Origin of the sequence: Geojedonia litorea (assembly GCF_042654525.1) — a bacterium.
GTDB classification, from domain to species: Bacteria; Bacteroidota; Bacteroidia; order Flavobacteriales; family Flavobacteriaceae; genus Geojedonia; species Geojedonia litorea.
This window is the reverse complement of record NZ_JBHSGP010000008.1, coordinates 156,880-171,180: the sequence shown is the minus strand read 5'-3', so window position 1 is coordinate 171,180 and position 14,301 is coordinate 156,880. Positions and strand designations below refer to the sequence as shown.

The 14,301-nt window shown below is 34.8% G+C and carries 9 protein-coding genes; all 9 read right to left on the bottom strand.

All coding sequences use genetic code 11. The annotated features are described in order from the left end of the window. Window positions 1-2: 2 nt before the first annotated feature. Complete coding sequence (locus ACFO5O_RS05300) at window positions 3-440, bottom strand: response regulator (RefSeq protein WP_387961626.1); 438 nt, start codon at window positions 438-440, stop codon at window positions 3-5. Window positions 441-444: 4 nt separating this feature from the next. Next, the gene (locus ACFO5O_RS05295; RefSeq protein ID WP_387961624.1) at window positions 445-4,749 is read right to left on the bottom strand and encodes a PAS domain-containing protein; all 4,305 of its coding nucleotides are present in this window, start codon (window positions 4,747-4,749) and stop codon (window positions 445-447) included. A gap of 214 nt (window positions 4,750-4,963) precedes the next feature. After that, complete coding sequence (locus tag ACFO5O_RS05290; RefSeq protein WP_387961622.1) at window positions 4,964-5,404, bottom strand: heavy-metal-associated domain-containing protein; 441 nt, start codon at window positions 5,402-5,404, stop codon at window positions 4,964-4,966. A gap of 29 nt (window positions 5,405-5,433) precedes the next feature. After that, on the bottom strand, window positions 5,434-7,185 hold the full coding sequence (locus tag ACFO5O_RS05285) for an efflux RND transporter periplasmic adaptor subunit (protein ID WP_387961620.1): 1,752 nt from the start codon (window positions 7,183-7,185) through the stop codon (window positions 5,434-5,436). Between the two features lie 4 nt (window positions 7,186-7,189). Then, entirely contained in the window at window positions 7,190-7,780 is a 591-nt protein-coding gene (locus tag ACFO5O_RS05280) for a DUF2911 domain-containing protein (protein ID WP_387961618.1), read from the bottom strand. Window positions 7,781-7,792: 12 nt separating this feature from the next. Next, window positions 7,793-8,530 (bottom strand): heavy-metal-associated domain-containing protein, encoded by a 738-nt coding sequence (locus ACFO5O_RS05275; protein WP_387961617.1) that lies wholly within the window; start codon window positions 8,528-8,530, stop codon window positions 7,793-7,795. Continuing rightward, window positions 8,527-9,252, bottom strand: a complete 726-nt coding sequence (locus tag ACFO5O_RS05270; protein WP_387961616.1) for an acetolactate decarboxylase — start codon at window positions 9,250-9,252, stop codon at window positions 8,527-8,529. The genes ACFO5O_RS05275 and ACFO5O_RS05270 overlap by 4 nt, the downstream gene beginning before the upstream one ends. A 3-nt stretch (window positions 9,253-9,255) precedes the next feature. Next, window positions 9,256-10,497 carry a TolC family protein gene (locus tag ACFO5O_RS05265; RefSeq protein ID WP_387961615.1) on the bottom strand — a complete coding sequence of 414 codons (1,242 nt, stop codon included), beginning with the start codon at window positions 10,495-10,497 and terminating at the stop codon, window positions 9,256-9,258. Then, window positions 10,497-14,267, bottom strand: a complete 3,771-nt coding sequence (locus tag ACFO5O_RS05260; RefSeq protein WP_387961909.1) for an efflux RND transporter permease subunit — start codon at window positions 14,265-14,267, stop codon at window positions 10,497-10,499. Before ACFO5O_RS05260 ends, ACFO5O_RS05265 begins: the two co-directional genes overlap by 1 nt. Window positions 14,268-14,301 lie beyond the last annotated feature (34 nt).

Sequence of the window (14,301 nt, the reverse complement as noted above, 5' to 3'; positions counted from 1 at the left end):
TTTTACTTGTTAATTGGTAATTTAACTAAGTTAAGCCAAAAATCTTCAATACTTGTAACGGCTTTAATAAATTCATTGACGTCAACTGGTTTAGTAATATAACAATTGGCATGTTCTTTATAAGACCTTCTAACATCTACTTCTGACGACGATGTAGTAAGCATAATTATTGGAATGTGCTTAACAGCATCATTTGCTTTAATCGCTTGTAAAACTTCATGACCATTTTTTAATGGCAAGTTAATATCTAGCAAAATTAAATCAGGAAGTTCTACGTGTTCATAATCTCCTTTTTTAAAAACATAATTTAATGCCTCTTCTCCGTTTCTTACAATACTGATCTTATTAATGATCTTACTATCTTCTAACGCTTCAGTAGTTAAAAGGATATCGCCTTCACTATCTTCAACCAATAATATGTGTGCTGATTTAATATTCATATGTTTATTTTGGAAGTGTAAAATAGAAGGTGCTTCCGACATTTACTTCGGATTCTACCCAGATTTTACCACTCAAATTATCAATTATTTTTTTAATTATTGCAAGTCCAATCCCTGTCCCTTGATAGTCTTCTTTATTATGAAGACGCTGAAATATAACAAATATTTTATCATAATAATCTTTTCCTATCCCAATGCCATTGTCTTTTATTGCAAATTGCCATTCGTTATTTGTCGCAGTACACGTAATTGTGATTTCTGGAGGCACCTGCTCTTTGGCATATTTTAGAGCATTACCAATAAGGTTTTGAAATACTTGAAGTAATGGGGATTTATATAAACGAAGTGTAGGCATTTTACCAACTATTATTTTGGCATTCTTGTCTAGTATAGTTTTTTTATTTAAGGCAATAGCTTCATTAATAAGAAGCTTTATATCTATAGGCTCGAGCTCATCTTCACCTCTTCCAGCTCTAGAGTATTCTAATAAATCCAAAATAATTTGACGCATACGTTGCGCACCATCAACTGCAAAGTAAATATACTTTTGAGCCTTATCATCTAATTGGTTCTTATATTTTTGCTCTAGTTGAGTTAAAAACCCTGTAATCATTCGTAGTGGCTCTTGTAAATCATGCGATGCAACATAGGCAAACTGTTCTAAATCGGCATTAGATGCTAACAATTCTTTAGCCTGTAGTTTTAGTGATTGGTTTAAGGCTTTCAACTGCTCTTGGTATTCAACCCTATGCGTTATATCTGTCATGGCACCAACCATACGAACCGCTTTATTTTGTTGATCTCTTATGATAACACCTCGATCAACTATATGGGCATAGCTCTGGTTAACTTGATTTAAATAACGATATTCATGAGTCCAATTTTGAATTGATGGGTCTTCAACAGCATCAGTTAAACTTTTTATAGCTTCGTCATAATCGTCCTTATGAATATTAATTTTCCATAAATCGAGTGTTGGTTGTACACCAATTAATTTTTGGCCAAAAAGTGTTTTGAATCCTTCTCCCAAATACAGTTTATCATTGACAATATCCCAATCCCAAATGGCATCATTGGTAGCTTGAGAAACCTTTTCAAAACGTTCATTACTTTCCTTGATTTTCTGTTCGGTTTGTTTACGGACACTAACGTCTTTGAAATAAACAGAAAGTCCGGTTTTAGATGGATAGACACTTACATCAAACCAGCGACTAGTGGGAGCATAATAATCTTCAAAATGAATAGGTTTTCCAGTTTCTTTGGATTTCCTATAATTAACAATGGCATTCTGATCGACTGCGTTAGGAAATACCTCAAAAAAGTTGTGGTTCAATATCTCTTTTTTAGACACTTGCAATAACTTTTCTGCCATACCATTCCAATAAATAACTTTCCAATCGTTATCTAAAGCAAAGAAACCATCACCAACACGTTCTAAAATTTCATTTCGTTCTTTAAATGCCTTTTTTAATTCAATTTCAGCTAATTTAGATTTATGGATGTTTTGAAAACTCCCATACAACCTTCTACATTTGCCATTTACAAATTCGGCTTGACCAATAGAACGTATCCAACGCTCATTGCCTTTTCCAGTAATTATGGGGTATTCATAATCCCATTGAGTTCCATTATCAATAGCTTTAATGACATACTTTCTTATTTCTGGCCTAATATCTTCTCTATAAAAATTAATACCATCTTCTAAACTTGGCACGTAATCATCATCGACTTCATGAATCTCCCGAGTAATTTTAGACCAGTAGACCTTTTTACTGGGCATTTCAACTTCCCAACCACCTATCTGGGCTAAACTCGTGGCTTTATCTAGTAAATTCTGAAGATTTACAGTTTCGGTGACATTATTTCCTACAGCATAAATTAAGCGCTGCTCTCTCGAAAACGTAAAACTCCAATCAAACCAAACAATTTTGCCTGTTTTTGTAATATAACGATTAAGAACCTGATGATTAGCATTAGAACTTATAGTATTCGTAGCAATTCCTGATAAAACTGCTATAGATTTTTCTAAATCGTCTGGATGAACCAAATTAATTATGGGTTGAGCCTTCAATTCTTGCTCTGTATACTCTAATAATCGAGTACCTGCAGGATTTATACGTTTCAAATTGCCTTCAAAATCAAATAGACCAATCATTACCGGAGCCAAAGAAAAAATATGGTCCATCTCTTCTTCAAGTTGTTTACGTTTAATGTCTGCTCCTAATGGTTTAGTAATATCTTTCCAAACACTTTTTAAATTGGCAAAGTTCTCTTTTTGAGTTTTGGTCATACATATTAAAACACCTAAACATTCATCATTAACAATAATGGGTAAACCTAAAGCATTTTTTAAACCTAATTTAGCAGCAGAACTATATCTGACAAAATTAGTTTTAGCACTTATATTCTTCCAAATTATGGGTTGTTCTTTCTCCCATACCTTACCAGGCAGCCCTTCTTTATTCTTAAGTATTGAAATATTGTTTGTAGCATGGATATATTGATCATCGCTTTGTGAAACCATCAAATTAAGCTCGGTTTTGTCCCTATTTACCAACCAGATTTCTACAACATCGAATTGCCCGAAAGATGAATAGGATTGCAGTGATTTATTTTTAACAACATTTTGAAGTGCTTCATTAAGTGATTCACTATTATTAAAAATAGAATTGAATTCAGAAAGTATTTGTTTGTTAAGACTGTCTAATTTTGATTTTGTAACATCACTAATTACCCCTATCATTCTAGTTACTTTCCCGCTAGAATCTCTTATTGCATAACCATATTCTTTAACATATACGTAGGTATGATCTCCTTTTTTAAAATGATAGTCTGCTTCCCAACGGCTCTGATTTGGATCACATAAAAACAAGTTTAAACCATGCTTTATTTTTTCATAGTCTTTAGGGTGTATTAAACTTTTCCATTTATTTTCATTGTAAATATCACCTTCGGGATTATGGCCAAAAAGTCGCTCAAAACTTTGTCCCCAAACGGTGATATCCTTTACCAGATCCCAATCATAAATAGCATCACTAGTGGCTTGATTAACATAATTATATAACTCAAGATTGGACTCTAATTTTTTTCTATTGCCAAAATTATCTAATATTATAGCAAGAAACGATGCCGAACGATTAAATAAATCGAGTTCTATTCGTGTTGGCTTTTTTGGTTTAAGATAATAATTAGCAATTGTGGCAACAACCTCCTTTTTAGAATCTATTATAGGTTGAGACCAGCAGGCCTTTAATCCAAACTCAAGGGCAAAATCTTTGTATTTTTCCCATAATGGATCTATACTTATATCTTCAACTATAACCCGTTTTTTAGTATATGCTGCTGTACCACAGGACCCTTCTTTAGGACCTATTTTCTCTCCATTGAAACCGGTCATAAAAGCTTTTGGCAAAGCATGCGACGCCAAATTCCATACTTTACCATCATCAATAGAAAGAATTGAGACCCTAACTTCTGGAAATATGGATTCCAATCCTTTAACATAGGCACCTAACACAGCTTCCAAATCAGAATTTGACTTTAAAGTGCGTTTCATGGTCTCTAATTCAAGGCTTTCAACTTTTTGAGCCAATATATCTTCAGTCCTATCCAAACACGATACTAAAACACAGTTGGTATCGCTAATTTTTATGCGTTGTTCTGAAACCTGCATTTTGATACTCTGACCATTTTTAGTAAACTGCTCTAATATTCCTAAATCAATACGTTTCCCTTCTTTAATGCTTTTAAGGGAGTTCACTAAATGGTTTCGATCCTTTTTACCAAAAAGGTTTTTAAGTGTTAGGGTAAGAAATTCTTTTTTTCCATAACCATAAATTTTTAATGCGGCTTTATTTGCATCTAATAGCTCTAAAGTAGCTTCATTATAAATCCATTTGGGGACTTCACTATTAATAAAAAGTGATGAATAGGCATCTTTAAACTCGGTAGGTTTACCTTTAACTTTTAATTCTAAACTTTTTTCTTTTACGGCAAAACCAAACCAACTTTGGTTATTTGGATCCCATGCAAAATTCCATTTTAATTCCATTGGATCCGAAGCACCAAATTGATGTTTGCCCTTAAAAACTCCTTTTTTAGAAGGTCTAGCTAAAATTTGTTCTAGAGATTTTTTAAATCGTATTCTGTCCTTTTTGACTAAAGTATTATAAAAAAATTGATGACACGGTGGTTTAGATATTCCCCATTGTATTAATGCAGTTTTATTCAACCAAGTTATTTGAGTATTACTGTCAAAAGCACAGCACATATCCGTTGAATGTTCTAAAATTGTGCGAAATGACTGCATGGTACTCATAGGAAGTAACGTATTCGGGGGCCTTATTTTATTGCTTTTTTGTAATCGAATTATTCCAAATAAAGTTAAAATCAATACGCAATGCAACTTTTTTAATTAAAAAAGCAACATACCACAAAGTTACCCGCAAAAATGTAAGCTTTACTTTACAAATATTTGATTGTGAATAAAAAAAAAGAACCTTAAAATTAAGGTTCTTTTTTTTTTAATGACCATGGTTTGAATGATCATCTGCTTTAGTTTCTCCAGATTGATTCATTTCCATGGAATGATCATATTGGCAGCATCCAGGTAAATTTTTGTAAGCTTCTTCACTTCCGGCTACTTTTTCGGTATCATATCCCGAAGCTGCAATAGCTTTATGAATAGTCATTGCATCGGTTTTACTCCCATCAAAAGACACGTCAATTTTCTTCTTATCAACATCCCAATTGGCACTTGCAACTCCGTCAACACTATTGGCTGCCTTTTCGATAGTGCTTTTACACATGCCACAGTTGCCTCTAACTCCAAAAGAGAGGTCTGTCATCGCAATGTCTTTTGAAACTTCAGTTGACATTGCGTCTGTTTCTTTTTTAGTTTCATTTTTACAACTTGTTAGTCCCATAGCCATTAATACAGCTACACTTAAAATTACTTGCTTCATTTTTTTAAATTTAAATATTTGTACTCGTTTTAATTTATTACTTGTTTTACTTCCCCGCAGGTTAGCATGGCATCTCCAAAATAGGGATTAATTACTTTTTCTTCTTTACTTAACCAATACGCGCCTTTATTATTATCTGCCATAGGGCAATATTCTACATAAACTTTTTCATTGATGCCAAAAAGTTGAACTGCAGTAATCATGTTTGATGACAAGGGTTTAAAATGATCTCTTTGAACTTTGACATCATTAGATTTAGAAATCGCTGTGGCCGAAGTTTTTAATTCCTTTTCTAAAAGCATCCACTCATTATGAGCCTTATCTTTTACTAACTTCATATCTACCTTATTCAATTCCTTCAGAAATTTATTGACATCTTCAACAGCTTTTTGTACATCATCTTTCACTAAGGCATCTTTAACGCTGATATAACTTTCAAACACCTGTTGTAATTGATCCTGAAATGCTTTAGGCGCTTTCATGCGTTCACTTTCTTGCATTAAATTATCATTTGACATCCCTAAATGCCCTTCGTGTCCTGTCATAGTTTTTCCGCCTTCTTTATTCATCATTGATCTTTTACCCTGCAACTGGGCTGCGGCGTCGACAGTAAAGGTCCCGTTACTCACAATTTCATCACCTGAAACTAAACCTTCTAAAACTTCATAGCTATCCCCCTGTTGATTCCCTAAAACTACTTCGCGCATTTCAAAAACTGGCTGATCGGCGCTGCTTTTTAAATACACCACCGAACGTTCTCCAGTCCAAAGAATTGCAGATGAAGGTATGATAATAATATCTTCATTATTAGTTTTAGTTCCTTCTATTTTCGCAGTTACAAACATTCCTGGTTTAAATAGATCATTTTCATTTTTTAAGACGACTCGTAAATTAACAGTACGTGTTTTAGTGTTCAAGATAGGATCAATAAAATCTACTTTTCCTGTAAACTCCTTATTGGCATAGGCGTTGGTAGTGATTATTACATCTTGCCCCTTTTTAAAATTATTAATTTGATTTTCATAAACATCAAAATTTGCCCAAACCGAATTTAGATTCGCAATTTTCAATAAGGGTTGTCCTTGCTTAATATAATCACCTTGATTTACTAATTTTTCGGTAACGGTTCCAGTAACGGTTGCATATACAGGAAAGTTTTCTTTTACAGTTCCTGTAGATTCTATTTGATTAATTTGACTGTCTGATAGTTTCCAAATTTTCAGTTTATTGCGAACGGCATTATATAAGGCAGGCTCTGTTTCTTTTAGAGATGCTGCGGTGATAAGCTCTTGTTGAGCAGCGAATAATTCAGGTGAATATACAGTAGCTAGCAATTGGCCTTTAGAAACCTTTTCACCTGTAAAACTTATATTCAAGCGCTCGATTCGTCCTGAAAAGTAACTTACTTGTACAGCGTTTGCTTCTTCATTTTCGGCGATTTTTCCTGACAATTTAATGCTATTATCTTCAACACTTCCTTCGCCTACAATGGTGGTTTGTATATTAGCCAAAGCCATTGCATTTTCGGTAAGTTTAAACTGATCTGCCATTAAACCATCAGCTCCAGCTTCGGCTGGAATTAAATCCATACCACATAAAGGGCAGTCACCTGGTTCTGGTTGCATAATTTGTGGATGCATTGAGCAGGTCCACATTTGATTGGCTTCTGAAACCATATCGTGTTTATGGTCGGTTTCTTTTTTTGATGAACCACCAAACAGTATCCATCCAAGAAGAAGACCTAAAGCCATTATTCCAAAATAAATAATATACTTTTTCATATCTCTAATTTTTAATTTTAAAATTGAACTGTATTTTAACCTTCTCCCAAGCCAGTGAAATTTCGCCTTCATTTTCACTAATTTGGTTTACTTGATATTCTAAATGTTCTGTAATGTCTTCTGAAAGCATCGGTTTTACCAAAAACCTAAGGACATCATCTTTTTCGTCATACTCATCTTTTCCATGCTGATCCCAATTGCTGTTCAACATAATTGTCCATTCATCTTTTGATGGAATGGTAAACAAACCATATTTACCAGCTGGAAGCGTTTTGCCATCAATAATCAAATCTTTATTAGTCTCTAACCAAGTCGCTCTATGTGCTCCGGCTTGCCACACGTGGTCATAACCTACCAATCCTCCAAATATGATTCTACCTCTAACTCCAGGCGATGAATAATCAATATGTATATGAGCATCACCAATCATTGCCATGGTTTCGGTATGAGGACTTAACACTTTTTTTGGTGTGGTTTCTTCCTTACCTGTTGTCATCTCATGATGATTATGCTCGTTTTGTTCTGTTTGTTTTGTTTCATTTTTACAGCTAAACACTGTAACTATCACTACGAATACTGTTATAAATTTTTTCATTGGTTTCTATTTTTAATTCATTCCTATTAACATTAATATCGCCATGACTATCATGATGGCATTTTCTATAAACGTTGCTTCGGTCATAGGCAACTTTAAAGCTGTTCCTAAACAAGCACAACGAATCGCTTTTTTATCTAAAAGGGTTTTTGTAACACCAATTGAAGTAATCCCCAAAACAACAAGAGTAATCATAAGGGCGATATGTACTTCAACTCTCATTAAGAACATAAGACCTAAGGCTGTTTCAATAAAGGGATAAATTTTACCATAGAAAGGTATGCGCTTCGCCAATGGGTCATACATACTGAAAGACTCTGGAAATCCTTTTAAATCCAACATTTTGAAAAAACTAAATACGATATAAAACAAACCCATAAAGTCGAGCATGAATGCACTCCAACTCCAATCTTTATAATGTAATAATAAACTCGCTGTTGCTATATAAAAGATGATTAGGAGCAATGGTTTTAATTGTTGTAGTTTACTTTTTTCTTCTTCCATTGGCATGGCCGCCATACTTGAAGACGTAAATACATTCTTCTCTTTCTTTTCGGATATGGAATACTTTTTAGGTAATGCTTTTTGTAATATTTCGGTTGAAATATGCTTATCCATTTTCACCTCTACCTCACCTATTTCAAGATTGACAGACACCTCTAATACATGATCTATCTCACTTAAATATTTTTCTACGGAAGCTTTACAGTTATTGCAAGTCATTCCTGTTATAGTATAGGTATGTTTCATTGCTTTGGTAATTTTAGTGTTATTGAATTATCTAATAATAAGTCATCAACATGGCCTGCAATATCTTTATCATCTGTCTTAAAATGTATATGCATATTGGTGGTATGATGGGTAAAAACTCCTTTATGTTTTGTAGAATAAAACCCAATAATTTGAACTTTTCGATTTTTTAAATTTCCATTTAAACCAGATGCTTTATGTTTTTTATGATTATGTATGGTATCTCCATCTTTCCAATTTATAACATGCCAATCTAAAGAAGCGATAGTTCCTTCTAATAGGAAAGGAAATGGTTTTTCTATGTCAATCCCGCTATCTGTGGCTATTTTAAAAATTTGCTTTTCTAAATCACTTTTTATTTTAATATGCTCTATTTGATAAGAATCCCAGGCTTCTATTTCTGCATATATTAAGAGAGATGCTTTTAGGTTATAAGAATCATTAATTTGTAAGCTACTATCAACCACAAAACTGTTGCTTGGTAGACCATTAAATATTTGTATTTCACCTTTAAGGTTATCCACAGCACCAAGAGCGTATAGATGTTTCATTTTGGAAAGTGTATCTAAACTAATAACGGATTGAATAGCACCAGACATTATCGTTCTTAAAGCACCTGAATATTTTACCTCTGTTGAAAAAGTTTTACTTTCTTCATCCCGACAAGACGAAAATGCTATTGTAAAAAATACTAATACGATTATATATATTAAGTTTTTCATTACTTAATTGGTTAGGTAATTAATAATCGTGGTCTGAATATAGTATCCTTTGACAGCCTCTATTTGATTCATTTGAAACTTTAACTGCAACTCTTGAATATCTAAAACATCATTGAAATCAATGGTGCCCGTCTCATAGCTTCTAATTAATATACGTTCAGCATCTTTAGCTTGTTTTAAATTGCTTAATTGCGTGTTATAAGTAATCTTTGCAGACGCTCTAGATTTAAGCGCAATATCTAGTCTTGTTTTTAGCATATTTAAACGTTCTAGTTTCTCGGCTTCGATTTCCTGTTGTTTTAACTGATTTTGTTTCGATTTAGACTTATAACTTTTATTAAAAAGAGGAATCGAAAAGGTAACCATGGGCATTAAAATATCCTTGCCATTATCAATTGGATTCATATCAGTTCTATTTGCTACTGGCGTGTAATCTAATCCGAATCCAAGCATAGGAGCGCGTTCTTTTTGATTTAGCAGTTCTGACTGTTCAACAGATTGATAGAGTTTGTTATACTTCAAGAGTTCTGGATGCAATTCCAAATTAGTATTAGTAATAATAGTATCATCATCAGGAATATCAAATTGATTTGTAATTTCAATCTCTTTATGTTCCTCTCTATTTAGTAAATTATTTATCGTGGTTTGTTCAGCCAAATACTCTTGCTCTAATACCGCTATTAGCTGCTGCAATTCATTTTGTCTCATTTGCAACCGAAGTACAGCAACGGCAGAGGCCTTTCCCACTTCAACCGAGGTTAGGGCCAAAGTTTTATAGGTTTTTAATAATTTGTGGTTTTCTAATAGCACAGCTTGTTTCGCTTGTAAGGCATATAAATTATAATACGATTGTGCTACAGATAGCATCAATCTTCGCTTCGAAATTACTACATCCTCATATTGTGCATCTGCCATAGAAGCCATGTAATTTTCGCGAGCTGTGATGGTACCAAACCAAGGAATCATTTGCCTTAAAGATAGTCGAGCACGTTGGGCTCCTGTTCGGGTTTCTGGTTCACTTACAAAATAGGCTAAACCAATTTCTGAATTTGGAAGTGCATTAACTTCATTCACGCGCTCCTTGGCAATACCATATTTTAATTCAAATTTTTGAATTTCTGGATTATTCTCTAAAGCTTCATTTATGACCGTCTGTAAATCTTGTGCATTTACCGAAACAACAAGTAAAAGTGAGCATAAAACAATAGCCGACTTTAAAACGATAGGTGTATTATAAGTTTTCATTAGGCTTCAATTTTTGAACTGTTAGCTATTATCCTGTTTTGCCTCTTAGCCGCAAATTCTTTTCTCCAGCTAAATAATACAGGTACAATAAAATATGACGTGATATCAATAATCATCCCACCAAATATGGGAATGGCCATTGGGATCATAATATCACTTCCGCGACCAGTAGAGGTTAATACTGGTAAAAGTGCTAAAATGGTAGTTACTGTCGTCATGAGACAAGGGCGAATACGTTTTGCAGCGGCCTCCAAGGTCGATGTTCTAATCTCTTTAACATCTGTTGGTGAATTCTGATCAAAAGTTTGAGTTAAATAGGTAGCCATGACCACGCCATCATCCGTTGCTATGCCAAATAAGGCAATAAACCCTACCCAAACAGCTACACTTAAATTCACGGTACGCATATTAAACAGGTCTCTTAAATTTTCTCCAAAGAAATTAAAGTTTAAGAACCAGTCTTGTCCATATAGCCAAATCATTATAAATCCTCCAGCGAAGGCGACTGTAATTCCTGTAAAGACCATTAAAGTGGTAGACACCGAACGGAATTGAAAATACAGAATTAAAAATATAATAAGCAAGGCCAATGGTATCACAACCGATAAGGTTTTCTCTGCTCGCAACTGATTTTCATAAGTTCCAGTAAATTTGTAACTAATCCCTTTAGGCACCACTAATGCTCCTGAATCTATTTTTTGCTGAATTAATTCTTGAGCAGCTTCAACAACATTGACTTCGGCATAACCATCTAATTTATCAAACAAGACATAGCCCACTAAAAAAGTGTCTTCGCTTTTAATAACCTGCGGACCTTGTTCATAACGTATGCTCGCAAGTTCTGACAATGGCACAGGACTTCCTTTAGCAACTGGTACATAAATGCCTTTCAAATCAGATGCATCGCCTCGTAATTCTCTAGGATAACGCACCCGAATACCGTAACGTTCGCGGCCTTCAACGGTTTGGGTTAAGACCATCCCACCAACAGCGACTTTAAGAACGTTTTGAACGTCCTCTATATTTAAACCATAACGCCCTAATTTAGTTCGGTCTATATCAATAAGCAAATAGGGTTTGCCAACGATACGATCGGCAAAAACAGCTTCTTGCTTTACCCCATCAGACGTTCTTAAAATAGATTCTAACGCAATTCCAAAAGCTTGAATATCTTCTAAATTTTGCCCCTTTACTTTAATACCCATAGGTGCCCGCATCCCGGTTTGAAGCATTACAAGTCTGGTTTCAATAGGCTGTAATTTTGGTGCTGAAGTCACCCCTGGTAATTTGGTGACCCTGATAATCTCATTCCATATATCGTTAGGTGATTTAATTTCCGGACGCCAATTACGGTAAAATTTACCGTCCTTATCTGGAATAAGTTGGGACTTGTCAACTTTAAATGCATTTATCCCGCTTATTAATTTACTATTGTCGACATCATCGCTTATTGCTAAATTTGGGTTGGAAATTAACTTACCATCCTTTCTAATAAAATATCTCCCGGCATTGACTTTATAACGCTGACGTTCTCCATCTTCATTCAGCATATATTCTGGTTTATACTGAATTAAATTTTCATACATCATTAAAGGCGCAGGATCTAAAGCAGACTCTGTTCGTCCCGCTTTTCCAACAACCGTTTCGATTTCTGGGATGCTAGCGACCGCCATATCTAGCTGTTGCAATACGCGTTTGTTCTCTTCAACTCCAGAGTGCGGTAATGAAGTTGGCATTAAAAGAAATGAGCCTTCATTTAAGGACGGCATAAATTCTTTACCTGTGTTTTTCATAATTAAAAATCCACAGATCACGAGAGTTGTTGGAATGGTTAAGAATAGTAATCTATTATTTAAAGCCCAATGGAGAATTCTTGTATAATAGGTTTTAAAGAGTGAAAAAGCGCCTAAAAGTCCAAAACAAATAATCCCAACAAAAATGAGATTCCAAAAAATACTTTTATCAACGCCCAAAGGTCTCCAATAAGCCGCTAATAAAAAGACAATAGCTAATGCAGAAATATAAATATTAGCAAGGTTGGCTTGCTTTTCATTGAGTTTGCCTGTCAGCTTCAAGTATGCTGAAACTCCAAAAGCCAATAATATCAATCCTAACCAATAACCAAACAGCACAGCGGCTAGCCCTGTTACAACTAATAAGCCAATTAGGATTTGACGGAAAGTCGTTCGTATGGTTCGTTTTTTAAACAGAAATGCAGCAAATGGAGGGATTAAAAATAAGGCGATAATAATCGATGCAGTTAAAGCAAATGTTTTTGTAAATGCTAAAGGTCTAAATAGCTTGCCTTCAGAACCAATTAAGGTAAATACAGGGATAAAACTGATTATGGTTGTCATTACCGCCGTAACGATAGCTCCGGATACTTCGGCCGTGGCATTATAAACGATGGTATTAATGGATTGCTTTTTATGATCTTCTTCGAGATGCCTTATAATATTTTCGGAAAGTATGACCCCAACATCTACCATCGTTCCTATAGCGATGGCAATACCCGATAGTGCCACCACATTGGCATCGACTCCAAAAAGTTTCATGGCTATAAATACCATTAATACAGCCACAGGTAATAATCCTGAAATGAGAATGGAGGCTCGGAGATTAAACACCATGATGATGATCACCAAAATGGTAATCAGGATTTCTAAAGTAAGAGCCTCATCTAGTGTCCCTAAGGTTTCTTGAATAAGTTCTGTACGGTCGTAAAATGGTACTACGGTCACTTGTGATGTTCTCCCATCACTTAAAACTTTTGAGGGTAAGCCTGGGCTTAACTCCTTAATTTTTTCTTTGACATTATTAATAACTTCCAGCGGATTTGCACCATAGCGCGCAACCACAACTGCGCCAACAACCTCTGCGCCTTCTTTATCTAAAATGCCTCTACGCGCCGCTGGCCCTAAAGATACTTTACCTATATCTTTTATTTTTATAGACGTAAAATCTTCAGATGTTAAAACTGCATTTTCAATATCTGAAATGGACTTTACATAGCCCAATCCTCTCACTAAATATTCAGCTTGATTAATTTCTAGAGTTTGAGCACCTATATCTCTATTACTTTCTTTAACTGCTTTTACTACAGCATCAAGCCCGATGTTATACTGACGCATCAGTTCAGGATTAACATCAACCTGGTACTCCTGCACATAGCCGCCAATAGAAGCGACCTCTGATACACCGCTGGCAGATGATAAGGCATATTTTACTTGAAAATCTTGTATACTACGTAGTTCGTGCAAGTCCCAGCCTCCTGTAACATTACCTTCTTTATCTCTACCCTCTAGAGTGTACCAAAATATCTGACCAAGTCCAGTGGCATCAGGACCTAAAGCAGGATTAACACCTTCCGGCAATAATCCAATAGGTAATGAATTCAATTTTTCAAGAATGCGACTTCTACTCCAATAAAACTCAATATCTTCTTCAAAAATGATATAGATACTCGAGAAGCCAAACATTGATGAACTACGAATTGTTTTTACCCCAGGAATACCTAGTAGGGATGTTGTTAATGGATAGGTGATTTGATCTTCGATATCTTGTGGCGAACGACCATCCCACTTGGTAAATACAATTTGTTGGTTTTCTCCAATATCAGGTATGGCATCTACAGCCACAGGATTATTTGGTAAAAACCCCGTATCCCAATTAAAAGGGGCGTTAACTGTTCCCCAGCCTATAAAAAGGACCAGAAGAATTACAGCAACAAGTTTATTTTCTATTAAGAATTTAATGCTTCTATTTAGCATGGAATTGATTATTAAACGATTAGACATGGATGGG

What these genes read in the sequence shown, in the direction of transcription:
- ACFO5O_RS05270 (WP_387961616.1), bottom strand. Translation starts at nt 9,252, where the DNA reads ATGAAAAACTTAATATATATAATCGTATTAGTATTTTTTACAATAGCA.
- ACFO5O_RS05285 (WP_387961620.1), bottom strand. Translation starts at nt 7,185, where the DNA reads ATGAAAAAGTATATTATTTATTTTGGAATAATGGCTTTAGGTCTTCTT.
- ACFO5O_RS05280 (WP_387961618.1), bottom strand. Translation starts at nt 7,780, where the DNA reads ATGAAAAAATTTATAACAGTATTCGTAGTGATAGTTACAGTGTTTAGC.
- ACFO5O_RS05260 (WP_387961909.1), bottom strand. Translation starts at nt 14,267, where the DNA reads ATGCTAAATAGAAGCATTAAATTCTTAATAGAAAATAAACTTGTTGCT.
- ACFO5O_RS05290 (WP_387961622.1), bottom strand. Translation starts at nt 5,404, where the DNA reads ATGAAGCAAGTAATTTTAAGTGTAGCTGTATTAATGGCTATGGGACTA.
- ACFO5O_RS05300 (WP_387961626.1), bottom strand. Translation starts at nt 440, where the DNA reads ATGAATATTAAATCAGCACACATATTATTGGTTGAAGATAGTGAAGGC.
- ACFO5O_RS05275 (WP_387961617.1), bottom strand. Translation starts at nt 8,530, where the DNA reads ATGAAACATACCTATACTATAACAGGAATGACTTGCAATAACTGTAAA.
- ACFO5O_RS05295 (WP_387961624.1), bottom strand. Translation starts at nt 4,749, where the DNA reads ATGCAGTCATTTCGCACAATTTTAGAACATTCAACGGATATGTGCTGT.
- ACFO5O_RS05265 (WP_387961615.1), bottom strand. Translation starts at nt 10,497, where the DNA reads ATGAAAACTTATAATACACCTATCGTTTTAAAGTCGGCTATTGTTTTA.